General features: G+C 66.5%; 19 protein-coding genes. 13 read left to right on the top strand and 6 right to left on the bottom strand.

Translation table 11 applies throughout. The features are described from left to right. Positions 1-15 precede the first annotated feature (15 nt). Positions 16-1,059: a TRAP transporter substrate-binding protein gene (locus tag N0K08_RS04745; RefSeq protein WP_261498907.1), complete on the bottom strand. Its 1,044-nt coding sequence runs from the start codon at positions 1,057-1,059 to the stop codon at positions 16-18. A gap of 287 nt (positions 1,060-1,346) precedes the next feature. On the opposite strand from N0K08_RS04745, the gene N0K08_RS04740 reads away from it, so the two are divergent. The 10 genes from N0K08_RS04740 (at position 1,347) to rrtA (ending at position 13,024) form a co-directional block, all read left to right on the top strand. Next, positions 1,347-1,985 carry a GntR family transcriptional regulator gene (locus N0K08_RS04740; RefSeq protein ID WP_261498906.1) on the top strand — a complete coding sequence of 213 codons (639 nt, stop codon included), beginning with the start codon at positions 1,347-1,349 and terminating at the stop codon, positions 1,983-1,985. Between the two features lie 184 nt (positions 1,986-2,169). Then, on the top strand, positions 2,170-2,688 hold the full coding sequence (locus tag N0K08_RS04735) for a sigma-70 family RNA polymerase sigma factor (RefSeq protein WP_261498904.1): 519 nt from the start codon (positions 2,170-2,172) through the stop codon (positions 2,686-2,688). After that, a complete protein-coding gene (locus tag N0K08_RS04730; RefSeq protein ID WP_261498902.1) occupies positions 2,685-3,671 on the top strand; it encodes a FecR domain-containing protein in 987 nt (328 codons plus the stop codon). Before N0K08_RS04735 ends, N0K08_RS04730 begins: the two co-directional genes overlap by 4 nt. A gap of 128 nt (positions 3,672-3,799) precedes the next feature. Beyond that, a complete protein-coding gene (locus N0K08_RS04725) occupies positions 3,800-6,397 on the top strand; it encodes a TonB-dependent receptor (protein WP_261498901.1) in 2,598 nt (865 codons plus the stop codon). A 62-nt stretch (positions 6,398-6,459) separates the two neighbouring features. Further along, entirely contained in the window at positions 6,460-8,580 is a 2,121-nt protein-coding gene (locus N0K08_RS04720) for a choice-of-anchor tandem repeat GloVer-containing protein (protein ID WP_261498900.1), read from the top strand. Positions 8,581-8,628: 48 nt separating this feature from the next. Continuing rightward, positions 8,629-10,503, top strand: coding sequence for a hypothetical protein (locus tag N0K08_RS04715; protein WP_261498898.1), 1,875 nt, complete (start codon positions 8,629-8,631; stop codon positions 10,501-10,503). 24 nt (positions 10,504-10,527) lie between these two features. Continuing rightward, positions 10,528-11,127, top strand: coding sequence for a biliverdin-producing heme oxygenase (locus N0K08_RS04710; protein WP_261498897.1), 600 nt, complete (start codon positions 10,528-10,530; stop codon positions 11,125-11,127). Positions 11,128-11,159: 32 nt separating this feature from the next. Then, on the top strand, positions 11,160-12,002 hold the full coding sequence (gspN, locus tag N0K08_RS04705) for a type II secretion system protein N (protein WP_261498896.1): 843 nt from the start codon (positions 11,160-11,162) through the stop codon (positions 12,000-12,002). 3 nt (positions 12,003-12,005) lie between these two features. Beyond that, a complete protein-coding gene (locus N0K08_RS04700) occupies positions 12,006-12,431 on the top strand; it encodes a YbaN family protein (RefSeq protein ID WP_261498894.1) in 426 nt (141 codons plus the stop codon). After that, positions 12,428-13,024: a rhombosortase gene (rrtA, locus tag N0K08_RS04695; protein WP_261498893.1), complete on the top strand. Its 597-nt coding sequence runs from the start codon at positions 12,428-12,430 to the stop codon at positions 13,022-13,024. Before N0K08_RS04700 ends, rrtA begins: the two co-directional genes overlap by 4 nt. A 4-nt stretch (positions 13,025-13,028) precedes the next feature. Here rrtA and N0K08_RS04690 read toward each other — a convergent pair whose 3' ends face one another. From N0K08_RS04690 to N0K08_RS04675, 4 genes are all read right to left on the bottom strand, one after another. After that, positions 13,029-14,087 carry a purine-nucleoside phosphorylase gene (locus N0K08_RS04690; RefSeq protein ID WP_261498891.1) on the bottom strand — a complete coding sequence of 353 codons (1,059 nt, stop codon included), beginning with the start codon at positions 14,085-14,087 and terminating at the stop codon, positions 13,029-13,031. A gap of 162 nt (positions 14,088-14,249) precedes the next feature. Beyond that, positions 14,250-15,110, bottom strand: a complete 861-nt coding sequence (locus N0K08_RS04685; protein ID WP_261498890.1) for an isocitrate lyase/PEP mutase family protein — start codon at positions 15,108-15,110, stop codon at positions 14,250-14,252. Between the two features lie 62 nt (positions 15,111-15,172). Next, positions 15,173-16,162, bottom strand: a complete 990-nt coding sequence (locus N0K08_RS04680) for a Bug family tripartite tricarboxylate transporter substrate binding protein (protein ID WP_261498889.1) — start codon at positions 16,160-16,162, stop codon at positions 15,173-15,175. A gap of 37 nt (positions 16,163-16,199) precedes the next feature. After that, on the bottom strand, positions 16,200-17,189 hold the full coding sequence (locus N0K08_RS04675; RefSeq protein ID WP_261498888.1) for a Bug family tripartite tricarboxylate transporter substrate binding protein: 990 nt from the start codon (positions 17,187-17,189) through the stop codon (positions 16,200-16,202). Between the two features lie 179 nt (positions 17,190-17,368). On the opposite strand from N0K08_RS04675, the gene prpR reads away from it, so the two are divergent. Continuing rightward, positions 17,369-19,411 (top strand): propionate catabolism operon regulatory protein PrpR, encoded by a 2,043-nt coding sequence (gene prpR / locus N0K08_RS04670; RefSeq protein WP_261498887.1) that lies wholly within the window; start codon positions 17,369-17,371, stop codon positions 19,409-19,411. 12 nt (positions 19,412-19,423) lie between these two features. Here prpR and prpF read toward each other — a convergent pair whose 3' ends face one another. Then, entirely contained in the window at positions 19,424-20,629 is a 1,206-nt protein-coding gene (prpF, locus tag N0K08_RS04665; RefSeq protein ID WP_261498886.1) for a 2-methylaconitate cis-trans isomerase PrpF, read from the bottom strand. A 338-nt stretch (positions 20,630-20,967) separates the two neighbouring features. On the opposite strand from prpF, the gene N0K08_RS04660 reads away from it, so the two are divergent. Continuing rightward, positions 20,968-21,342: a PaaI family thioesterase gene (locus N0K08_RS04660; protein ID WP_315967991.1), complete on the top strand. Its 375-nt coding sequence runs from the start codon at positions 20,968-20,970 to the stop codon at positions 21,340-21,342. Between the two features lie 53 nt (positions 21,343-21,395). Next, complete coding sequence (locus N0K08_RS04655) at positions 21,396-24,710, top strand: acetyl-CoA carboxylase family protein (protein WP_261498884.1); 3,315 nt, start codon at positions 21,396-21,398, stop codon at positions 24,708-24,710. The last annotated feature ends 8 nt before the right edge of the window (positions 24,711-24,718 follow it).

Genomic DNA, 24,718 nt, shown 5'->3' with positions numbered 1-24,718 from the left:
GCAGCGAGCAGCTGCTTACTTCTTGGCCGTCATGCCGACGACCTTGCCCACGGTGGCATTGAAGTCGGAGACGCATTGCGCGTTGCAGCGAGCGGCCCACTTGGGCAGCACGGAGTCGGCCAGCAGCTTCTTGAGCAGGGCGTGGTCGGCTTCGGTGGGCTTGACCAGAACCATCTTGCCCTTCACCGGCTGCGTGCAGGCGGCGGCGCCGGTGTTGCAGTCATAGCCTTCCTGGGTCTGCTTGCCAGCGGCCACCCAGATGTCGTTGACCAGGGTCTTGAACTGTGTGGTGATCAGCTGTTGCACGCCGGGGTTGAGCTTGTCCCATGCCTTCTTGTTGACGGCGTGGATCTGCTGGTTCCAGTTGATGGGCAGGGCGTACAGGTGGGTCGACACTTCGTACCACTTGGCCGAGTAGCCGGACAGCGAGCCGGTGATGGCGCAATCGACCACCTTGTTCTGCATCGCGGGAACGACTTCGCCGAAAGCCATGGTCACGCTGGAGCCGCCCAGGGCTTCCACGAACTCGGCTTGCGTGCGGCTGGAGGTGCGTACCTTCTTGCCCTTGATGGACGTCAGATCCTTGATCTCCGCATTGCAGAACAGCACCTGGGCCGGGTAGGTGGACATGCCCAGCACCTTGATGCCCGAGTTGCCGTAGAACTTCTCATAGGCGGGCTGGAAGGATTCCGTCACAGCGCGGGCGGTCGTCACGTCGGGCGCGAGGCCGGCGAGGTCGATGGCTTCGTTGATGGGGTTGTCGGCGGCGAAGTAGGCCAGCGTCGACGTACCGAATTCGATGACGCCGGAGCTCATCAGGCGGATCAGCTCAGGGCCTTTGAGGCCCATTTCGTTGAAACCCTTGATGTCGGCCGTGACCTTGCCGCCCGACGCCGCGGGGATGGTCTTCGTCCAGAACGGCTTTTCAAACTCGTTGTACAGGCTCAGGTTGCTCAAGCCGCCCACCACCTTGAGTTGTGTCGCAGGCAATGGCTGAGCCTGTGCTGTGGAGACGAATGCTGCTGCAGCCAAGGCCACGATGGGAAGTACACGTTGCATGATGAAGTCCTAGCAGAAGAAAGGGCGGGAAAGTTCAGCGTGGTGCATCGCTGCACCAAACTGGCGATATAGTGAAATTTCAGTAAAACTTTAAGTGCATAGCCACAGGAAGGAGTCTGGGGTTTTCCCTGGATTCCTGAAAATAAAGTGAAATTTCACATGGTTGTCGATAACATCATGCGAAAAGCGTGCCAAATCAGCGTCGTGGTGCTGGGCACCGGGTGAAATGAAAGAAAAGTACCGTGGAGACTGTTGTGAAGCCTCGAGAAGTTGGAAGTCAAGAACCGGTGGCCCTCTCGCAAAACGAGCAGGCCTATGCGCTGCTGCATGATCTGTTGACCACGCTGGCCTACAAGCCCGGCGAGTACCTCAATACCGCGAGCCTGATGGAAGACCTGGCCATGGGGCGCACGCCCATCAACCATGCGCTGCACCGTCTGAACACCGAAGGTCTGGTGCAGATCATTCCGCGCAAGGGCGTGGTGGTGTCGCCGCTGTCCATCGACGATGCGTTGCACATGATAGAAGTGCGCCTGGCCAATGAAACCCTGTGCGCCCGACTCGCCGCCAAGCACATCACGCCCGAGGAGATTGCGCAGCTGCGCTCCGTGGCGTTCGCCTTCAACCAGGCGGTGGCCAACCGCAAGGTGCCGGAGATGATGCAGATGGACAGGACTTTCCACGAAGTGATCGCCAACGCCTCGCGCAATCCGGTGCTGGTCGATGTGCTGCGGGTGCTGCATGGCAAGTCACAGCGCTTCTGGGCGATCTCGCTGTCCACCCATGGCCATGTGCCGGAAGTCCAGGACGAGCACGAGCAAATCCTCGAAGCCCTGGCCGCAGGCGATGCCGACGCGGCCGAGCAATGCGTCAAGGCCCATGTGCTGTCGTTCAGGGATGCGCTGCTGAGCCGAGATCGGCTGTAGACCGGCTGGCTGGCGCTGCAGGCCCGCTCTCGGAGAGCGCGCTCGCGGACCGGCCGCAGCCCGCAGGACTTTCCCAGCGTTTCCGCAGGACTTTGCAAGATCGTTGTATCAAGTGCAATTGATTGAATACAATTGAGAATGATTCTCAGTAATCTTGCTGAAAGTTCTACGGAAATAACGAGCAATGGCCGGCGCGCAACCTCACTCCTCTTCGCATTTACACACGCTTTATAGCGACCACCACGGGTGGCTGGTGCACTGGTTGCACAGGAGGGTGCATTGCGTGCAGGAGGCGGCGGACCTGGCGCAGGACACGTTCGTGCGCCTGCTCAAGCAGTGCCCGGCAGAGCTGCAGGAGCCCCGGGCCTTCCTGGCCACCGTGGCACGCAGCGTGCTGATCGACCACTGCCGGCGCATGTCGCTGGAGCGTGCCTATCTGCAGACCCTGATGCTGATGCCTGAGCCGGTGAGCCCGTCGCCCGAGGAAAGGGCCGTCGTGCTGCAGGCGCTGGAGCAGATCGATCGCATGCTGGACGGTCTGGGCGCGCGTGCGCGCAGCGCCTTCTTGCTGGCCCAGCTCGATGGACTGACGTACAAGGAAATTGCCCAGCGTCTGGGCGTGTCCTTGAGCTCGGTCGAGAAATACATGGCAGCCGCCTTGACCCATTGCTACCGCATCGTCTACCAGGACGCCGCGGCATGAGCGCTGCGGCCCGGGGTGCGGCAGCGGAGCCTTCGCCGGCGGTGGTGCAGCAGGCCATTGCCTGGCTGGTGCGTCTGCAGTCGGGCAGTGCTTCGCCCGCTGGCTGGGATGAGTGCCGCCGCTGGCGCGAGGCCGCGCCCGAGCACGCCCTGGCCTGGGAACGGCTGCAAGGCATACAAGGCCGGTTTGCCAGCATGCCGCCCATGCCTTCGTCCCTGGCGCAGCGCACCCTGGATGTGGCCCGCAAGGATGTAGGGCGGCGCAAGGCCATGCTGGCTGTGGCACTCGGCGTGGGCGGCACGGCGCTGCTGGTGCGCCAGCCCTGGTCGGACAGCGCCTTGCTGGCCGATTTGCGTACCGGTGTGGGCGAGATACGCAGCCTGGTGCTGGCCGACGGGTCGGTGCTGCTCATGGATACCTCCACGGCGGTGGATGTGCATTTCGACGCCGATGAGCGGCGCCTGCGCCTGCTTCAGGGGCGCATCGTCCTGACCTCGGGTGCGGACAGCCAGGCGCCGCGTTATCGGCCTTTGAGCGTGCAGACGACGCACGGCCTGGTGCGTGCGCTGGGCACGCGCTTCCAGACCCATTTGCACGCAGACCGCACACAGGTGCAGGTGCTCAGCGACGCGGTGGAGCTCCGGCCGCAAGACGCCGCTGAAGTCCAGGTGCTGCGGCGTGGCGAGCAGGCATGGTTCGACCACCAAGGCATCCATGGGCTGCAGGCCAGCGACTGCGACGCCGACGCCTGGACCGATGGGGTGCTCGTGGCGCGGAATATGCCGCTGTCGGTTTTTGTGGCGCAACTCGGTCGCTACCGGCCCGGCTATCTCGCTTGCGACGAGCGCGTGGCCCAACTGCGCATCTCGGGCGTCTTCAGTCTGAAGGACACCGAGCGCAGCCTGGATCTGGTGCAAAAGACCTGGCCCGTAGCGCTGCGCCGGCGCACGCGCTATTGGGTCACCCTGGTACCGCGAGACTGAATTCACACTTTTTTTCGCAAAGCATTACGGGTTTGGCGACTTGGGCCGTCCTGATTAACAGTAGCGCCCCAAGACTGACTTGCCGATTCGGTGAATCGGGTGTGGCGGCTTTCATGAAAGGACTCTCCATGCCCCCCCGTCGCCTGCCGCAGATGCCCGCTCCGGCCCCCTGGCGCTTCAGTGCGCTCGCCATGGCAGCCGCTGTCAGCGTGGTTTCGGGCGCGTTGGCGCCGCCGGCCGCGCTTGCCCAGCCTGCCGCCAAAGTGGTGGACAAGGCCTTGCGTTCGTTCTCGATTCCCGCGGCCCCCATGGATACGGCGCTGAACCAGCTGGCGCGCGAGGCGCAGGTGATGATCGCCTTTGACCCGGGGCTGGTGCACGGCATGCAAAGCCGTGGCTTCCAGGGCATGGCCACACTGCAAGGCGTGCTCGATGCCTTGCTCGAAAGCCATGGCTTGCAGGCACAAAGCGAAGGGCTGGGGGCATGGCGCATTCGTTCGGCGCCCGTGCGGGGCCCGGGCCATGGCGCACGCGTCAGCGGGCAGGAAAGCCGTCTGGGTGAAGTGACGGTGGCGGCCAGGAAGGATGCTCGCCAGCAGGTGTTCGAGACCGCCGGTTCCGTGGCCGTGGTGACTCGCGAGGAAATCGACCGCCTGCCGCCGCGCAATACCGCCGACGTCCTGGCCGACGTGCCCGGGGTCTACACCTCGCAAGGCCGGACCGACCCGGGCGTGTCGGTGAACATCCGCGGCATGCAGGACTTCGGCCGCGTGAACGTGATGATCGACGGCACGCGCCAGAACTTCCAGCAAAGCGGGCACGGCTCCAATGGCTCGGTCTATCTGGACCCGGAAATGCTGGGCGGCGTGGACATCGCCAAAGGACCCACGTCCACGGTGGGGGGCGCGGGGATGATTGCCGGCGTCGTCAACTTCCGCACGCTGGAAGCGGACGACCTGGTGAAGGAAGGCGAGACCCGCGGCGCACGCATCAACACCTCCAGCGGCAGCAATGGCTACCACTATGCGGGCAGCGCGGCCCTGGGCTTCAAGCCCAGCGAAGACGTCGATGTGGTGATGCTGGTCAGCCGGAAAAAAATCGGCGAATTCGAAACCGGCGACCGTGGCTCGATCACCGTTGACAACCATGCCAGCGTGCATGGCGTGAGCCAGCTCACTTCCCAGGACCAGACTTCGGTCCTGCTCAAGAGCACCTGGCGCTTCGCACCCGAGCAGCAGCTCAAGTTCAGCTACATCGGCATGGATGCGAAGTTCGGCGAGAAGCCCCACGAGGCCAGCGGCGGCGGCATTCTCAACCATGTGCGCACCGATACCCTGCTGGCCAACTACGCCTGGAACCCATCGGCAACGCCGCTGGTGGACCTGAAATCCAGCCTCTACTACACCCGCACGCGCAACCAGGCCCACCGCTACGCGGGCGGCACGCTGGACCCGTTCGCCTACGATCTGCAGTACCAGACCAGCACGCTGGGCGGCACGCTGGAAAACACTTCGCGCCTGCAATGGGGCCCCAAGGATGCGGTCTTGCTCAAGACCGGCGCGGAGTTCTTCCACGACTGGACCGACCCGCAGGCGCAGGCGCTGTCGGTCGGTGCCGATGCCGGCACGACGGCCCTGTTTTCAGGCTCGACGCCCAAGGGCAAGCGCACCGTGGCCAGCCTGTTCGGCGAAGCCAACTGGATGCACAGCGACTGGCTGGAGCTGACCGGCGGCCTGCGCTACGACTGGTATGGCATGCAGGGCGACGGGCGCATGCGCGTGGGCTCCTTGCTCAACCCGCCGGGCGTGCGTCCCCCGGCCACGACCTTGTACACGCGCTTTGCGGCCGACCGCCACGATGGTGCTTTCGCGCCGCGCCTGGCGATTGCCGTGAAGCCCGTGGAACCCATACAGCTGTTTGCCAGCGTGGGCCGCGGCATGCGTCCGCCGGCCTTGACGGAAGCGCTGATGTGGGGCCAGCACACGGGCAGCCTGTTCCCTTACTACCCCAATCCGGACCTGCGGGCCGAGCGCTCGCGCAACTGGGAAGTGGGCGCGAACGGCATGTGGGACGACGTGCTGGGCCGTGGCGACAAGCTGCGGGTCAAGGCCGCCTGGTTCAACAACAAGGTGCATGACTATGTGACCCTGGCACGCATCATGTCGCCCATCGATACCGGCGGTGGCGGCATCCTGGGCCCCTATGCCTATGTGAACCTGCAGGATCCGTTTCGCAGCAAGGGGCTGGAGCTGCAGGCCGACTACGACAACGGCGTCGTCTTCGGCGGTCTCAACTACACCCACATGCTGGTCAACACCGGCAAAGGCGGCTACGACTCCTTTCCCCTGGGCAGCCTGACGGGCTACCCGAACAACAACCTGGGCGAGCCGGGCGACGCCAACATCTGGTACGTGCTGCCGCCGAGGAAGACCGCCAGCCTGAGCGGCGGCGTGCGCTTGCTGGACAAGGCGCTGACGCTGGGCGCCCGGGTGCGCTTTCAGTCGCCCAGCGTCAACACCAGCGCCTGGACGCAGCAGGGCGAACGCTACAACCAGAAGTCCTGGCGGCTGTTCGATCTGTGGGCCAGCTACGAGATATCCCCCCATGCCGTGCTGCGCGTCGCCATCAACAACTTGCGCGACCTGAACTATTCAGAGATGCAGGGCGGCAGCTATTTCATGGGCCCGGGCCGCACGGCCTCCGCCACCTTGTCCATCCAGTTCTGAGCCGTGGCCGGCGCAGGGCCTCGGTCCACACCCCTCCCGTTTCTTCTTGCCAAGAGGTCCGCATGATGTCCTTTTCTGTTTCCCGCGCTGCGCCGTGGCGTGCCGCTGCATGGCTTGCGGCCAGCACCCTGTGCGCGGCTGCGCCCGCGATGGCCCAAACCAAGGTCAGCGACGTCCAGCTGACCATGATCACCTCGCTGCGTCCCGCCGGGGATGACGTCACCACGCCCGACGGCACGATAGGCTGGTCCGGCGCGCGCTATCCCACTTCGCCGCCCTTGTATGCGGTGCGCCCGGGATCGAGTGCCGGCTATCTGTATGGCGGCTTCAACGGCGGCGGCCCCACGGCGTTAGCCACCGACATGTACACCGCGCTGGGCATGTACAGCATGCGTGCCGGTATTTCGGTCTACGAGCGCGTGGCCTACAACGCGGCGAATGACTTGCACGGCCGCATTTCCGGCACGCCCGTGAAGTCTGCCGACGGCAGCCTGTATTCCGTGATGACAAGCATCAACGGCGAGAAGTACGCCAACAAGACATACGCCAGCGATATCTCGTATTCGCCGGCGGTGGGGCAGGGCGTGATCATCCGCAGCGACTATGACGGCGCCAATCCCAGCCTGGTGGCGGGCACGCGCGGGCAGCTGTATTCGCCCAACGGCGCGCTGCTGATCGACGCCAAGAACAATCTCTACGGCGTGGACAAGGGGCCCAAGGGGCAGGGGCGCATCTTCAAGCTGGACATCGCCACGGGCAGCGTGACGACGGTGCATGAATTCACCGCCGGGCCGTCGGGCATGAAGCAGGTGGCGAACGACCTGACCCTGGGCAAGGACGGCGTGCTGTATGGCGTGACCGCATACAACCGCGGCCTGCCGCTGGCACCTTCGACGCCCACGGCTGTCACCACGCCCACGGGCACGCTGTACCGCATCCAGCCGGACGGGACCGGTTTTGCCGTGCTGCATACCTTCATCCTGGCGGAGGGCGAGATCAACGTCCACGACAACGCCAGCAGCGAGGGCTTTGTGCGCTTTCCCAGCGGCATTCCCTACGAGCCCGGCGTGACGGCCGGGGGCGATGTGACCAACCGGACCCTGGGTGCGGGGCAGGAGCACAGCCTGTCTTCGCTGCTCGACGGCGGCGATGGCTATCTGTACGGCGGCACCTCGGTGGGCGACTGCTATGTGCACGTGACCAGCACCATCACCGGCACCATCATCAAAAGCATCACGCGCGACAACCCGGCCTGCGGTGCCCGCAAATGGGCGCCCAGCGCGACCCTCAGCTACGCGGTCAAGGGCCTGCCCTATTACGACGGTCCCAAGCCCTATGGCGCCCTGTACCGCATCGCCAAGGCGGGCGGGCCGTTGCAGATCCTGCATACCTTCAGCGAAGCGGACGGCGCAACGCCGCGCGGCCCCATGGCGCTGGGCGCCGATGGCGCCATCTACGGCACGACCATGGCCGGCGGCGGCAACGTCTGCACGCCGTCAAGCGCGGCGGCCAACTCCGAAGTCAGCTGCGGCGCGGTCTATCGCATCAAGCCGGCCGGCATTGTGGTCAACGGCAACGGTGAAGTGGCCCAAGGCGGCTTCGAGCTGGTGCACGCCTTCTCGGGCCGCGACGGCCGCAAGCCCGTGGGCCTGAGGGCCGGCGCCGATGGGCGGCTGTATGGCGTGACCGCGATGGGCGGCCACTACCTGAACAGCGCGGGTCAGCCCGTGGCGACCGACTACGGCACGGTTTTCCAGCTGGCCGTGGATTCGGACGGCACGCCCCGTGCCGATGCCAGCCTGGTGGCCAGCGCCGGTGAGATCAAGACCGGTGAAGTCGTCTCGCTGACCTGGATCACCAGCCGTGCCAAGCAGTGTTCCGCGGCATCGACGGCCAAGGATTGGACGGGTGCCGTGGCGACCCAAGGCAGCGTGGAGCTGCGATTGACCGCGGGCACCTACCGCTACACCTTGACCTGTGAGGTGGACGGAGGCGTGGCCGGCGCCCAGGTCTCCGCCACCACGGTGGTCTACGTCAGCACCCCGGCAACGGCCGAAGACGGCAACGAGGTGTCGTTCGGCAATGGCGGCGGCGGCCCTCTGTCCCTGTGGCTGCTGGCTCCCCTGGGCGTACTGGTGGCCTGGCGCCGCCGTGTGGCACGCAGTCCCAAGACGCTCGACTGAGCGCTGTCCTTCTCTCTTCGTTTTTTCACACCTGGAAAGCACATGGCAATGAACTCAATCCCCCCCGCGCTGCGGCGTGTTGCTCGACGCGCGGTTCCCGCATTGGCCTTGGCCGCTCTGGGCCTGCCCCTGACTCCCGCCACGGCGCAGACCGCCGCGTTCAAACCGACGGTGCTGCACAAATTCGGCGGCCAGGACAAGGGCGGCGGCAAGCCCATGGTGCCACCCATGCTGGGCGGCGATGGGCGCCTGCATGGCCACACGCTCATTGGCGGGACGGCGGCGGCCGGGTCATTCTGGGGCCAGGCCGCGCAGTACGACTTGAATGCCGTGACGGGCGACTACCGTCACCAGCTGCTGAGCGGCATTGCCTCGGCCACGACACCTTTGGTGCCCACGCCCCAGGGCGGCTTCCTGGTCGCGGGCAAGGGCATAGACCCCGTGGATCCGGGATATTGGGGCACGGTTCCCGTGGTCTTCAACATGGCGTCGGGCAGTGCTGCCTGGCTGCAGTCGCCCAAGATCCAGCCTTTTGGCAGCATGGCCCTGGACGGCGCCGGCAACCTGTACATGGGCTCCGGCGAGTCGGCATCGGCGTGTAACAAGTCCACCACGGCCAACACCCTGTGGCGCATGAACGCCGACCAGAGCTATTCCAAGGTGGTCGATTTCTGCCAGTACCAGGAAGTGCAGGGCAGCAAGCGCTTGCACCCCAAGGGCGGTGCGCCTGTGGCCAGCGTGTGGAGCAGCAAGGACCAGGCGCTGTATGTGCTGACCGGGGTGTCGGCCGATGGCGTGGTGGACAGCGCGCTGACCACGGACAACCAGGGGCGTTCGATGGGAACGCTGGTCAAGATCAGCCAGGCGGCGATCAACACCGGCGTGGCGCAGAACGGCACGCTGGATGCCGGGCAGGTCGAGCTGCTGCACACCTTCATGCGCGCGCGTGACGGCGAGCCCACGGCCAAGGGCGCGCGCATCGTCGGCATGATCGAGGCCGGTGACTGGTTGTATGGCACGACGCAATTCAACGCACCTTCCGCAGGCTCGGACATGGACCTGCGCTACGGCGGGACGATCTGGCGCGTGAAGAAGTCCGACCCATCGAGCTTCGCCGTCGTGCACTATTTCCGCGGCGCCACCACGGCGTCTCTGGACGGCACGGCCCAGGCCGATGGCAGCGCACCCACGGGTCCGCTGGTGCTGGCCGCGGACGGCAATATCTACGGCACGACTGCCCGCGATGGCTCGACCATGAGCGTGCCGAAAACGGGGCCGGCCACGCCCGTGGGCGCAGGCACGCTGTTCCGCATCAAGCTCGGCTCGGCCGCGGACCGCGCGGATGACCGCTATGAAGTCCTGCACCGCTTTGATCTGGGCACGGAAGGCGGCATGCCCGCCGGCCTGAGCCTGGGAGCGGTGGCTGGCGGGGTGCAGAAAATCTACGGCGCGGCCGCATCGGGGGGTGACGGACAGGTCGTTTCCAGCGCGGTGCTGGACAGCTCCGGCAATGGCACGGTGTTCTCGTTTGACGTTCCGCTGCCCCTCGCAACTTTCAATGCAGCGCTGAGCTCCTCGGTCGCCACGGCGGCCGTGGGCTCCACGATCCACCTGAGCTGGGCCACCAGCCAGGCCAGCAGTTGCACGGCCAGCGGCAGCTGGAGCGGTGCGCAGCAGACCAGCGGTAGCAAGCTGCCCGTGGTGTTGGCCAAGGCCGGTGAGAACACCTACAGCTTGACCTGCCGCAGCGCCAACGATGGTCAGCCCGTGACCAGCACCGTGACCGTACAGGGCACGGCGGTGACGCAGCCCGGTACGGGAGGCGACAGCGATAGCGGCGGCGGCGGTCCTCTGAGCGCCTGGCTGCTGGCGCCGCTGGCCGCCCTGGTCTGGACGCGCCGCCGTCGCGCGTCGTCGCACTGATTTGAATCTCGCAAAGGAAATGAAATGAACCACCACAACGCACCTCCACTGTCCCAGCGGCTCAAGGCCGAAACCGCCGAGCAGCATGAACGCATGCACGCCTTGATGGCTCAGGGCAATCCCTTTGCCGATCGCGAAAGCTATGCCCACTTTGTGTCGGCGCAGTACCTGTTCCAGCGCGATGTCGAGAATCTGTTCCGCGATCCCGCCGTGAAGGCGGCCGTGCCCGATCTGGAAGCGCGCGGGCGTGAAGACGCTTCGCTGGCCGATCTGGCGGACCTGGGCGCGCCCGCGCCGCAGCAGGCGCTGGTCACCGACGGCGTGAGCATGCCCGCGGCCCTGGGATGGCTGTATGTCTCCGAAGGCTCGACCCTGGGCGCGGCCTTCTTGTTCAAGGAAGCCAAGGAGCGCCTGGGCTTGTCGGAGACCTTTGGTGCCCGCAATCTGGCGGCCTACCCGCAGGGCCGGGCACTGGCCTGGCGCGCCTTCGTGGCCTCCATGGACGCGCCGGCCTTGGCGGACCCGGCCGTGCAGGACCAGGTCATCGCGGGTGCGAATGCAGCCTATGACCGCTTCGGCAGTTTGCTGGAGCAGCATTTCTCTCTCACGGCTGCGTCGACCTGATGGGCAGGGGTCCCGCGGGACCCCTGGATTGCATGCGCGACCGCACAGCGAGAAACTCCCAAGCCCAGACGCCCGGTGCGTCCTGGGGCTGGGCGCTGGCGGGCGCCTTGGTCGGGGGGCTGCTGTGCCTGCTGGCTTTTGTGCCCGCGCGCTGGGCCGGCCACGCCGTGGCGCTGGCAAGCGGCCAGCAGGTCTTGCTGCAGGATGTGCGTGGGTCGGTCTGGAACGGCTCTGCGCTGCTGGTGTTGGCGGGCGGGTCCGGCAGCCGCGATGCCAGGGCGCTGCCGGGGCGGCTGAGCTGGCAACTGCGTCCCCGCTGGAGCGCGCAGCTGGACGGCATGGGTGTGAGTGCTCGCCTGCGGCATGCCTCTTGTCAGCAGGCGGCTCAGCTGTTGTGGCAGCCTTTGCCGAACCGGTTCGAGCTGTCCGGCCTGGACTGCCAATTGCCGGCGCAGATCCTGGCGGGCCTGGGCACGCCGTGGAATACCTTGGGCCTGGAGGGCAGTGCGAAGTTCTCGTCTTCCTGGCTTCAATGGCCTGGGCGGGCGGGTGCCGGACCGGTGCGCGGGGCGCTGGAGTTGCAGGTGCTGTCGCTGTCTTCGCGGCTCTCCACCTTGCGTCCCTTGGGCGATTACCGCGTGGTCTTGCGTGGCCCGCAGGCACCATCTGCTCCAGACCTGGAGCTGGAACTGGCCACGCTGCGGGGCGCGCTGCAGCTTCGCGGCCAAGGCCAGCAGCGCGCGGGCCATTGGCGCTTTCAAGGCCAGGCCCAGGCCGAGCCGGGCCAGGATGCCGTGCTGGCAAATATATTGAACTTGATAGGCAATCGCGGCGGAGATATCGCCTGGAGCGTTGTGCGCTCGCCTCTTTCCTGACCTATGACCGATTCCTCTTCTTCCGCCGACGACCGGGCCGCTGGCCGCCGTGCCCTGTCCCTGCCCGTGCGCTGGCTTCTGATGGCCTTCGCAGCGCTGTGCGTGCTGCTGGGCATGATTGGCGCCGTCGTGCCCGGCATGCCCACCACGGTTTTCATCCTGATGGCGGCCTGGGCGGCCATGCGCAGCTCGCCCCGATTCCATGCCTGGCTCTATGCCCACGCCATGTTCGGCCCCATGCTGCGCAACTGGGATGAGGGCGGGCGCGTGGCGCGCCGCGTCAAATGGATGGCGACTGCCAGCATGGCGGTCAGCAGTGCCGTGTTGGTCTATTTTTCGGCGCGCCGCCCCTGGCTCGCGGGCCTGGCGCTGGCCAGCATGGCCTGTGTGCTCGTCTGGCTGTGGCTGCGGCCCGAGCCCGGCGCATGAAGTCCGAACGGGTTTTTGCTGGCAACTGGTGGTGCGTGCTGGCGCTGCTCGTCGCCATGGCGGCATTGCAGGCCTTGCCCGCGTCCGTGCGCGCACTGCTGCGCTACGCGCCGCAGGCCTTGGAGCAGGGCCAATGGTGGCGGCTGCTCACGGCGCATGCGATACATCTGGGCTGGATGCATGCGGCGCTCAACGCGGCGGGCCTGGTGCTGTGCTGCGCCTTGGCCGATGCCTCGTGGACGCCGCGCCGCCTGCTGGCGCGCATGGCCTTCCTGGCCGTCACGGTGTCGCTGCTGCTGTGGATTTTTTCACCCGAGACGCCGGACTATGTGGGCCTGTCCGGCGTGCTGTACGGCCTGATCGTCTGGATACTGCTGCCCGCGATACTGGCGCGCCGCGATGTGGCGGCCGCCATCGCCCTGGCCAGCGTATTTGCCTGGCTGGGCTGGCAGTCCTGGGCAGGACCAGCGCCGCGTGAAGAGGCCTTGATAGGCGGGTACATCGTGACCCAGGCGCACTGGTTTGGTGTGCTGGGCGGCCTGATGGGGGCCTTGAGTCGCCTGGGCGTGGCAGGCGCCGTGCCCAGGCGCTGACTGCTTAGCGTGCGGGCACGCCTTCGCGCCACTGCGGCCAGTGGCTGACCACATGGTCGACAAAGCGGGAGCCGACATTGGAGATGTTTTCCACCGTCTCGGCAAAACCGCCGGCCGTCTCGCCGGGAGCCGGGTCCAGGTGCTGCAGCGTGGTTTCCTTGGGGTTGCCCTGGTCGAAGTTCACGGCGCCGCGCAAGCTCATCACGCGGTCCGTGGGGTGGCTGCGGCGGATCACCAGGGTGATGGCCGCGGCTTCCATTTCGGTGCTCACATAGTCATCGGCGCCATACAGCTTGGCGATGTATTGCGCCTGCTTGGACATGCCGGGGCCGTGGAAGAAGGTGTCTCCCGTCACATGCGTGCCGGTGTAGACGGAAGGCGCACGGCGGGCCGCTGCATCGGGGTAGCGCAGGCGGTAGTTGCGCGCGCCTTCCGAATCCTTGAGCGGGGTGTTGGCCGACAGCTGCATGGCCCAGCCGACCAGCGCGGGGTTGATCTGGAAGCGGCGGTATTCCTCGTAGCCCTTGCGCGGCATGAAGGTCGGTGCGCCGGGCGTGTTTTCCTCGGGGGCCCAGCGGTGGCCCAGGTCGAAGTCGACCAGCCAGGTGGCCCAGCTCACATCACCGATGGTGCCGCGCTGGGGTGGCGTGCCGCCCACGCCGGAAATCACGTAATAGGCCTTGGAGAAGTCAAAGGCCGGGTTGAGCAGGATGGCCTGCATGGACGACGAGGAGTTGACCTTGCCCATGCCCAGCACCGAGCCGCAGACGCCGTCGGTATTGCAGAACACCGGGTTCAAGGCACCGGGCACCGTCACGGGCTTGGCGTCTTTCCAGTAGCGTTCGTACCAGTTCTGGAACTCGCCCGCGCGGTCGCCGGTGTTCTTGCCGATTTCGAACATCGCACCCACAAACACCTTGACCTCGATAGGCGCTGCCGCGGCAGTCGTCGTGCCGGCAGGGCTGCTGGCGCCGCCGGAAGTGACTGCGCAACCGCTGAGGGCAAGGGCCAAGGCCGCGGCGCAAAGCGCGCGCGACCGGGTCAGGGGGAAGAAGCGTGTCATTGGAATCCGTAAAGCAAAAATCAGCCAAGCAAAAAATCGTGCCGTGCTGCGGCTTGGGCGCATGGCAGGGCAGGCGGCGATTTTAGGGGGCGGTCTGCCAGATCGCAGCGCGCTGGCGCTAAAGCCTCATTCTTGCAGTTGGCGGATTTTTGGCAACGGGTCTTACTGGTACTTCTGCTCCAGCCCATCCCAGAAGTCCTTGTTCACCAGGCGCTGGCGCTCGAGGAACGGGGCGACGATGGCCGGGTCTTCGTCCACCTTGTGTTCGTCGCGCAGCAGCGTCAGGCACTTTTGCATGCCGGCCACGGCGCCTTGCAGGGCCGCGTTGGCATACAGCACAAAGCCAAAGCCCAGCTGGCCCAGCGCGTCGGCGTCAAAGATGGGGGTCTTGCCGCCAATCACCATGTTCATCAGTTGCGGGCGGTCCAGCAGCTTGGGCAGGGCGCGGACTTCGTCTTCCTGGGTGACGGCTTCGACAAACAGGATGTCGGCGCCGGCTTCGGCAAAGGCATGGGCGCGGTCGACGGCGGCGTTGAAGCCATGGATGGCCGCGGCGTCGGTGCGGGCCATGATGAGGGTGCCGCTGTCGCGGCGGGCGTCCACCGCGGCGCGGATCTTGCCCAGCATCTCGCTGGTGTCGATCACGCTCTTGCCGTTGAAATGGCCGCAGCGCTTGGGCGAGACCTGGTCTTCGAGTTGGATGCAGTCGGCGCCCGCGCGCTCCAGCGTGCGCACGGCGTGGTAGGTGTTGACGGCGTTGCCAAAACCCGTGTCGGCATCCACCAGCAAGGGCAGATCGACGGCATCGCGGATGCGGGCCGTGTGGTCGGCGATATCGGTCAGGCCCATGAAGCCCTGGTCTGGCATGCCGTACCACATGTTGGTCACGCCGGCGCCGGTCACATAAATGGCTTCGAAGCCGAGGTCGGCCACCAGCCGGGCCGACAAGGCGTTGAATGCGCCGGGAACGATGACGCCACGGCGGGCATCGGCCAGGGCTCTGAGTTTTTGCTTGGGGTTCATGGTGTTCTTCAGGGAAAGGGGGGACGGCGCGAGGGCGCTGGAAAGCAGGGCGGTGCGGGGCATCAATCCAGGGAAATATTGGCGTTCCTGATCACCGGGCCCCACTTGGCGCGCTCGGCTTCGATGAACTGGCCGTAGGCGGCGGGCGTGCCGCCGACGATCATTCCGCCGCTGCCTTCAATCATCTGGCGCAGCGCGGCATCGTTTTTCAGGGCGTTGTTCACGGCCTGGTTGAGCTTGGCGACCACGGCGTCGGGCGCGCTGGCCGGGGCCACCATGCCCAGCCAGTTGTAGGCTTCGAATCCCTTGACGCCGGCTTCATCCAGCGTGGGCACGTTGGGCAGCACGCTCAGGCGATTCTTGCTCGACACGGCCAGCGCATTGATCTTGTTGGCCTTGATGGACGGCAGGGCCGAGTAGCCCATTTCGAACATCATGACCAGGTGGCCGCCCATCAGGTCGGTGGCCGCCAGCGATCCGCCCTTGTAGGGCACGTGGGTCATCTTCGTCTGGGTCTGGTAGGCCAGCAATTCGCCCGACAGATGGTGGGCGCCGCCCACGCCGGAGGAGCCAAAGGTCACGTCGCCGGGCTTGGCCTTGGCGTAGGCCAGCAGCTCCTGCAGGCTCTTGAAGGGCTGGTTGGGCGCCGTGGTCAGGAACAGCGGGGCCTGCTCGATGAGGATGATGGGCTTGAACGCCGTCTTGGCGTCGTAAGGCATCTTCTTCATCAGCATGGGGTTGGTGACCAGCGGGCCGGGCGAGCCGAAGCCGAAAGTGTGGCCGTCCGTGGCCTTGGCGATCACGTCCGTGCCCGTCACGCCACCCGCGCCGGCGCGGTTGTCAATGACGACGGGCTGGCCCAGCGCCTTGCCCAGTGCCTCGGCGATCAGGCGGGCGCGCGTATCGGCGTAGCCGCCGGCGGCGTAAGGCACGACCAGCTTCACGGCGCGGGTCGGCCAGGCACTGTCGCTGGACTGGGCGCTGGCGGTGTGGAGGGTGCCCAGCAAGGCAAGGGCTGCGGCGGCTTGAATGGCGGTACGGCGGGAAATCATGGATGGGTCGCTGTGGGTGTGTGGAGAGGGGGCTGGCTTACTTCTCTTGCATGTGGGCGGCCTTGACGATTTCGCCCAGGCGCTTGCGTTCCGCATCGACGAATTTCACGAACTCGGGGCGCGTTCCACCCACGGGCTCGATGCCCAGGCCCTTGAGCTTTTCCGCGGTGGCCGGGTCCTTCATGGCCTTGTCCACGGCGGCAGCCAGCTTGTCCAGAATGGCGGTCGGCGTGCCCTTGGGGGCGTGAATGCCGGCCCAGTGCGCGATCTGCAGATCGGCAAAGCCCTGTTCCACGGCCGTGGAGAGCTGGGGATAGGCCGAGATGCGTTGCGTCCAGGTGGTGGCCAGGGGCTTGAACTTGCCTTCATTCAGGATGTGGGGCAAGGCGATGATGCTGGCTTCGGACGTGCCTTCCACCTGGCCGCCGAGCACGGCGGTCGTGCTTTCGGAGCCGCTCTTGTAGGGCACGGGCTGCAGCTGGGCGCCGTACTTCACGTTCAGCATTTCGGCCACGAAGTGGGGTGTGCTGCCTGTGCCGGCCGTGGCGAAGTTGAAGCCCTGGCCCTTCTTGGAGGCTTCCACGAAGTCGCGCAGGTTGTTGTAGGGCGCCGTCTTGGGCACCACGATCACCGAAGGCGCGAGGCCGATCATCACCACGGGTTGCAGCGCGTCATCCTTGAAGGGCATGCTCTTCTTGATCATGCTGTTGGAGATCACGCCGGCAGCGCTGACCAACAGCGTATAGCCGTCCGGTGCGGCCTTGGCGACGATGTCGGCGCCCACGGTGCCGCCCGCGCCGGCGCGGTTGTCGATGATCACCGGCTGGCCCAGGATCTTGGACGCGCCTTCAGCGGCCGAACGGGCCATGAGGTCGTTGGCGCCGCCAGCGGCAAACGGCACGACCAGGCGGATGGGGCGGGCAGGCCAGTGGTCCGCGGCGTTGGCCTGGCCGCAAAGGCCGGCCAAAGGGGCGATCACGGACAGTGCGGCGGCATGGGCAACAAGATGGCGGCGGTTCAAAAACATCAAAATCTCCTGGATCTCAATAGGTATGCCGCCTAGCAGCGCAAACCGCGTGCCAGCCCATCCTGGTGAAAACCCTTAATCCACTAAGTCGTTGAATTGATTGGTTTTTCCGGGAGTTGCGCGGCCTGGTGGGGGTGAGGATGATTCAATCATGTTTCATTGATGAAATAATGAATTGCATGAATGAATCATTTGAGCCGCATCTGTTGACGGCGCGCGCCGCGGCCGCCGTCAACGGTTTGGCCGCCGACGGCAGCCAGCTTCCGCACATCGTGACCGTGGGACGCTACCGCATCGGCCGGGTGCTGCAGCGTCTGTCTCCGCTGTGGTCGGGCCAGGCGCGCTTCACGCATATCGCCGCGTCGTTCGACGATGCCGTGGCGCAGGTGCATGCGCTCCATCGCCGCGATCCCATCGACGCGCTGGTCGCGGCGGGTGCCAGCGGCGCCTGGATGCGCGAGCGGGTGGATATTCCCGTGGGCATGGTGGAAGTGCGCGGGCTGGATTTGCTGCAGGCCCTGCGCCAGGCCAAGCTGCAAGTCAGCGACGACGCTCCCAACGTGGGCCTGGTGACTTTCGAGGCGCCTTCGCCCGTCGTGGCCCAGTTCGATGCCTTGTTCGGACTGGGCCTGGTGCAGGTCGGCTATCTGGGGCCGCAAGACGCCGCGGACTGCATCCAAGAGCTCAAGGCGCAGCGCGTCGGCGCCGTGGTCGCGCCCGGGCTGGTGGCGGATCTGGCCGAGCAGTCCGGCATGGCCAGCGTACTGCTGTACTCGGACAGCTCCGTGCGCCAGGCGCTCAGCGACGCCATGCTGCTGGCCCGCCACCGGCTGGCCGAGCGTGATCGCCACCAGCGGCTGGAAACCGTGCTGGGCCAGCTGCAGGACGGCGTGGTGGCCGTCGACGAGCAGGGCCGCATTCGCGCCCTGAACCCGCACATGGCCGCGCTGCTGGGCGCGTCGGTGTCGGCCCTGCACGGCCGCCTGCTCGACGAAGTGGCCCCGGCCCTGGGCACGGCGCAGGTGCTGGCCGGTGGCGAGGGCGGTGAAGAGGTGGTGCAACTGGCCTTGCGCACCCTGGTCGTGCGCCGTGCACCGATGGTGGAAAACGGCAAGCTGACGGGGGCGCTGCTGGTCTGCCGCGACCCGGCCGTGATCCAGCGGGCCGACCGCCATTTGCGGGCCGACCAGCGCCAGCGTGGCGCCGCGGTGCGCTGGCGCATAGCGGACTATCTGGGCAGCAGCCCCGCGGCCCAGCGCGTGCGCGCGCTGGCCCGCCAGTTCGCGGCCAGCGAGGCCACGGTGCTGATCCTGGGTGAAAGCGGCACCGGCAAGGAACTCGTGGCCCAGGGCATACACCGCGCCGGCCGGCGCGCTTCCCAGCCGTTTCTGGCGGTGAACTGCGCCGCGCTCAGCGAAAGCCTGCTGGAGAGCGAACTCTTTGGCTACGAGGACGGCGCCTTCACCGGCGCGCGCCGGGGCGGTAAGACGGGCCTGATCGAAGCCGCCCATACCGGCACGCTGTTCCTGGACGAGATCGGCGATATGCCGCTGGCCTTGCAGTCGCGCCTGCTGCGCGTGCTGCAGGAGCGCGAAGTGCTGCGCGTGGGCTCCACCACGCCGATTCCCGTCGATGTGCGCGTCATCGCCGCCACCCATGCGGACCTGGCGGCCCAGGTGGAGCGCCAGCAGTTTCGCCGTGACCTGTATTACCGCCTGGCGGTGTTGCGCCTGACAACGCCCACGCTGGAGGCGCGCGGCGCCGCGGATGTGGCCGAACTCGCCCTGGCCATGCTGGCGAAGCGTCTGGGCTTGCCGGACGCCAAGGCCTTGGCTGCATCGCGCCATGCCGCGCTGGCCGGCTTGCTGGAGGCCGTGCTGCTGCATGCGGGCGAGCACCGCTGGCCCGGCAATGTGCGCGAGCTGGACAACTGGGTGGAGCGCCTGGTGGCCTGCCAGGACTATCTGTGCGTGGCGGGCGCAGGCCGGCCCCCGGCGCTGGATGCCGCGCGTCTGCTGGAAATCTTCCCCGAGTGCAGCGCAGGAGTGGCGCTGGCCGTCCCGCAGGCCGCGCGCAAGTCCCGGCTCAGGGACGCCAGCCGACTGGCCGAGCGCGAACGCGTGCGCGAAGTGCTGGAGCGCGTCCAGGGCGACCAGGGCCGAGCTTGCGAGGAGCTGGGGATCAGCCGGGCGACGCTGTGGCGAAGAATGAAAGAGGCCTGAGCCCGCGCTAGCTCAGGCCCGCAAGACGTCCCCTGGGACACGGATGAAGCCTTCCATGAGAATGCGCGCGCTGCGGCTCATGAGGGCCTTGGTGACCACCCATTCGCCATCGACCAGGCGGGCCTGCGCGCCCACGCGCAGCGTTCCGCTGGGATGGCCAAAGCGCACGGCGCTGCGTTCACCGCCGCCGGCCGCGAGGTTCACCAGGGTGCCGGGAATCGCGGCCGCCGTGCCTATGGCCACGGCGGCGGTGCCCATCATGGCGTGGTGCAGCTTGCCCATGGACAGGGCGCGCACGACGAGGTCTATGTCCTGGGCCGCGATGCGCGTGCCGCTGGACGCGGTGTAGCTGGCGGGCGGGGCCACGAAAGCGATTTTCGGCGTGTGCTGGCGCGTGGCGGCCTCGGCCAGATCCTGGATCAGCCCCATGCGCAGCGCGCCGTGGGCGCGTATGGCTTCGAACCGGGCCAGTGCCTGGTCGTCGTTGTTGATCGCGTCCTGCAGCTCGACGCCGGTATAGCCCAGGTCCTGGGCGTTGAGGAAGATGGTGGGAATGCCGGCATTGATCAAGGTGGCGGGCAGGCGGCCCAGGCCGGGCACATCGAGCTGGTCCACCAGATGGCCGGTGGGGAACATCGCGCCGCCGCCATCACCGCCTTCGGCCGGGTCCAGAAATTCCAGCGGCACTTCGGCGGCGGGGAAGGTCACGCCATCGAGTTCGAAGTCGCCGGTTTCCTGCACTGCGCCATCGGTGATGGTGACGTGGTTGAGAATGGTTTTCCGGATGTTGGCCTGCCAGATGCGCAGGGTGAAGACGCCGTTGCGCGGCAGCCGGGCCGGGTCGATCAAGCCCATGTGGATGGCGCAGGGGCCGACGGCCGCGGAGAGGTTGCCGCAGTTGCCGCTCCAGTCCACAAAAGGCTTGTCTATGGCCACCTGGCCGAACAGGTAGTCCACGTCATGGCCTGGTTGCGCACTGCGTGACAGGATCACGCCCTTGCTGGTGCTCGACGAAGCATTGCCCATGCCGTCGATCTGCTTGCCATAAGGGTCCGGGCTGCCCAGGGCGCGCAGAAAAATGGCGTCGCGCACGGCGCCGGCCTGTCGGGCCGCCTCGGGCAGGTCCAGCAGATGAAAAAACACCCCTTTGCTGGTGCCGCCGCGCATATAGGTGGCGGCGATACGGATTTGCGGCAGGTGTGGCTTTGTCTCGGTCATCTCGAAAATCTCGTTCTTTGGCTGGAAGGGATGCACAGGCAAGGCCCGGGTGCATTTTCCGGCGGTATTTTGCGCCCAGCGCGGCAAGCCAGGGCCGGGGTGATCTGGGCAGCGCTGTGCAGGTCTATGCCGAACCGCTATGGCTCTCCAAGAAAGATGTGAATTGTCTCGCGCAGACGGGAAATCTACTATGCCTTCAACTGAGGGCTGGGGCCCAGGGATCACGCCAGTGCCTGCATTTTTTTGGAAAGCAGCAATTGAATACCTTGACCAACAATGGATTGAACGTCGGTGCCGATGCGGCGCCCCTGGGCCATTTCGGGCTCGACGTGCCCTTCATGAACCATATCGGCCTCGAAAGCATCGGCCTCGACGGCGACCGCTGCCACACCCGTCTGAAGCTGCAAGGCGCGCTGGTCAACAGCCGCGGCGACATCCACGGTGGCGCCTTGATGGGCGCCCTGGACTTCACGTTGAGCGTGGTGGCGCGCGCCCACGACCCGCTCAACGTGGGCGCGGCGACCATCGACATGAGCACCCATTTCTATGAGCCCGCGGCATCCGATGTGGACGTGTTTGCGGTCTGCACGCGCCGCGGCAAGCGCATCGCCTTCTGCGAGGGCGAGGTCAAGGACGCGCAGGGCAATGTGCTGGCCGTCGCGCGGGCCGTCTTCAAGCTGGTGCCGCGTGCGCCCCGGGCCGTGAGCGCCTAGCCATCCACTCGCTTTGCGCAGCGACATCTTCGAGACAAGAATCAGGAAAAAAAATGAAAAGAATTTTGGTTGCAAACCGTGGTGAGATCGCCATCCGGGTCCTGCGTGCAGCGCGTGACATGGGCATTCAAAGCGTTGCCGTCTATTCCAGCGACGACGCGAACTCCCAGCACCGCATCCTGGCCGATGCGGCCGTGGCGTTGGCTGGCTCAGGTCCCGCGGCCTACATCGATATCGACGCCATCATCGCTGCGGCGAAGAGCCAGGATTGCGACGCGATCCATCCGGGCTACGGCTTTCTCAGCGAACGCTCGGATTTCGCCCAGGCCTGCGCGCAAGCCGGGATGGTGTTCATCGGTCCGGCGATTGAAAACCTGGCCTTGTTCGGCGACAAGGGTGCGGCGCTGCAACTCGCCAGGGAGTGCGAAGTTCCGGTCATGCCCGCGACGCACGGTGGCGCAACGCTGGCCGAGATCAGCCGGTTCTTCGACGACCAGGGTGGCGTGGGGATCGTCATCAAGGCGGTGGGCGGCGGCGGTGGACGCGGCATGCGCGTGGTCAAGACCCAGGCCGAGATCCCGGAGCTTTTCGCGCGCTGCCGTTCGGAGGCCATGTCGGCCTTTGGCGTGGATGCGCTGTATGCCGAGCGGCTGGTCAACCGTGCGCGCCATATCGAGGTGCAGATTGCCGGTGACGGCACCCACGTGGTCGCACTCGGCGATCGGGATTGCACGCTCCAGCGCCGTTTTCAGAAAGTGGTCGAGATCGCCCCCAGCCCCGTGCTCACGGCGGATCTGCGCACGCGCATTCTGGCCGCGGCGAAAAAGCTGGCTTCCCGGGTGAAGTACCAAAGCCTGGGCACGTTCGAATTCCTGGTCGAGGAAGACGAGCAGGGCGTGCAGACCGACTTTGTCTTCATCGAGGCGAATCCGCGCCTGCAGGTCGAACACACGATTACCGAGCAGGTCACGGGCATAGACCTGGTCGCCTTGCAAATCGGGCTGGCCCAGGGGCGCAGCCTCGAAAGCCTGGGCATAGACCCGCGCAATCCGCCGCAGTTGAAAGGCTATGCCATCCAGGTGCGCGTCACGGCCGAATCCACGGACGCGGCGGGAATGGCGCGCCCCGCGCATGGGCGCCTGGAGCGTTTCGATCCACCGGCCGGCCCGGATGTCCGGGTCGATACGCACGCCTACAGCGGGTATTCTCCGGCGCCGGCCTTCGATACCCTGCTGGCCAAATTGATTGTCTCCAGCCCCAGCGCCGACTTCGCCAGCGTGGTCCGGCGCCTGCGCCGCAGCCTGGCCGAATTCAGAATCACCGGCGTTCCGACCAATATCCATCTGCTGCGGGCACTCGTGGGCCGCGATGACTTCGAACAGCAGCGCAACCATACGCGCTACCTGGAAACGATTCTTCCCGAGCTGGTGTCCGCTGCCGCGCTGCTCCAGCAGCAGCAGGAAGCAAAGGACGCGTTGGTCGGCGAGATGGGCCGGCAGGCGAGCGCGCCCGCCGCCAGGGAGGTCGTGCGCGAGCAACTGGACGAGGGGCAGATCGCGAGCCATGCGCCGCTGAGCGGGCGCATCGTCGAAGTGTCCGTGGCCGTGAGCGAATCCGTGCGCCAAGGCCAGCCCATCGCCGTGATCGAGGCCATGAAGATGGAGCACTCCATCGTCGCGGACTGCAACGGGCGCGTGCTGGAAATCCGCGTCACCAAGGGCGAGCAGACGGCGGAAGGCGACGTTCTGGTCGTGCTGGAGCCCGAGGGCAGCAACGCCAGTGCGGCCAGCGAAACCCTGGCCGTGGATCTGGATGTCGTGCGCCCAGACCTGCAAGCGGTGCTGGACCGCCATGCCTTCCTGTATGACGCGGCAAGGCCTGACGCCGTGGCGAAGCGGCGCTCCCGCGGGCAGCGCACCGCCCGGGAAAACCTGGCCGACCTGTGCGACGACGACACTTTCGTCGAGTACGGCGCCCTGGTGGTCGCGGCCCAGGCCAGCCGCCGCACCAAGGAGGACTTGATTGCGAACACTCCGGCGGACGGCATCGTGACCGGGATTGGCAACATCAATGGCGCTGAATTCGGCTACGAGCGCTCGCTCAGCGCCGTCATGGCCTACGACGCCACCGTGCTGGCGGGGACGCAGGGCAAGCGCAACCACATCAAGACGGACCGCTTGGTCGAGCGTGCGCGCCGGGATGAGCTGCCGCTGGTGCTTTTTGCCGAAGGCGGCGGCGGCCGGCCGGGCGATGTGGACTTCCCCTTCGTCTCCGGCCTCTACCAGCCCTCGTTTGCCGCGCTGGCCGAACTCAGCGGCGAAGTCCCTCTGGTGGGCGTCGTCTCGGGGCGCTGCTTTGCCGGCAATGCCGCCTTCCTGGGCGTGTGCGACGTCATCATCGCGGACAAGAGTTCCAACATCGGCATGGCCGGCCCGGCGATGATCGAAGGCGGCGGCCTGGGCATCTTCAAGCCTGAGGAAGTCGGGCCGGCGCCGGTGCAGTTCGCCAATGGCGTGATCGACATCCTGGTCGAGAACGAGGCGCAGGCCGTGGTGGCCGCAAAGCACTACCTCTCCATGTTTCAGGGGCGGGTGAAGGACTGGTCGGCGCCGAACCCGCTGGCACTGCGCCATGTGGTGCCGGAAAACCGCCTGCGCGTCTACGACAGCCGCAAGGCCATCGAGGGCATTGCCGACGTCGGCAGTGTCTTGATGCTGCGCTCCGGTTTCGGCCACGGCATGCACACGGCGCTGGCGCGCGTCGAAGGCCAGCCCGTGGGCATCATCGCCAACAACCCCCAGCACCTGGGCGGCGCCATCGATGCCGATGCGGCGGACAAGGCGGCGCGCTTCATGAATCTCTGCGATGTCCACGGCCTGCCCATCATTTCCCTGATCGATACCCCGGGCTTCATGGTCGGGCCCGACGAGGAAGCCAAGGCCCAGGTGCGTCACGTCTCGCGAATGTTCGTGACCGCGGCCAAACTCCGGGTCGCCATCCTGGCGATTGCCCTGCGCAAAGGCTATGGCCTGGGCGCCATGGCCATGGCGGGCGGGGGCTTCCGTTCGTCGAGCTGCGCCGTGTCCTGGCCCACGGGCGAGTTCGGCCCCATGGGGCTGGAGGGTTCTATCCAGCTGGGCTTCAAGAAGGAGCTGGAGAGCGTTCCCGACGGTCCGCAGCGGCGCGCCCTCTACGACCAGCTGGTGGCAAGAGCCTATGAGCGCGGCCATGCCATCAATGTGGCCTCCACCACGGAAATCGACGCGGTCATCGACCCGGCCGAGACCCGGACCTGGATACGCCAGGGCATCGCCTCCGCATCGCTGCGCGCCGGCCGGGCCCGCCGCTCCTTCGTCGACACCTGGTGAGCCCTCCA

It is taken from the genome of Acidovorax bellezanensis, assembly GCF_025421555.1.
Classification (GTDB): domain Bacteria; phylum Pseudomonadota; class Gammaproteobacteria; order Burkholderiales; family Burkholderiaceae_C; genus Comamonas; species Comamonas bellezanensis.
Note: the sequence above shows the minus strand (reverse complement) of the source record. Positions and strands in the feature narration are given on the sequence as shown.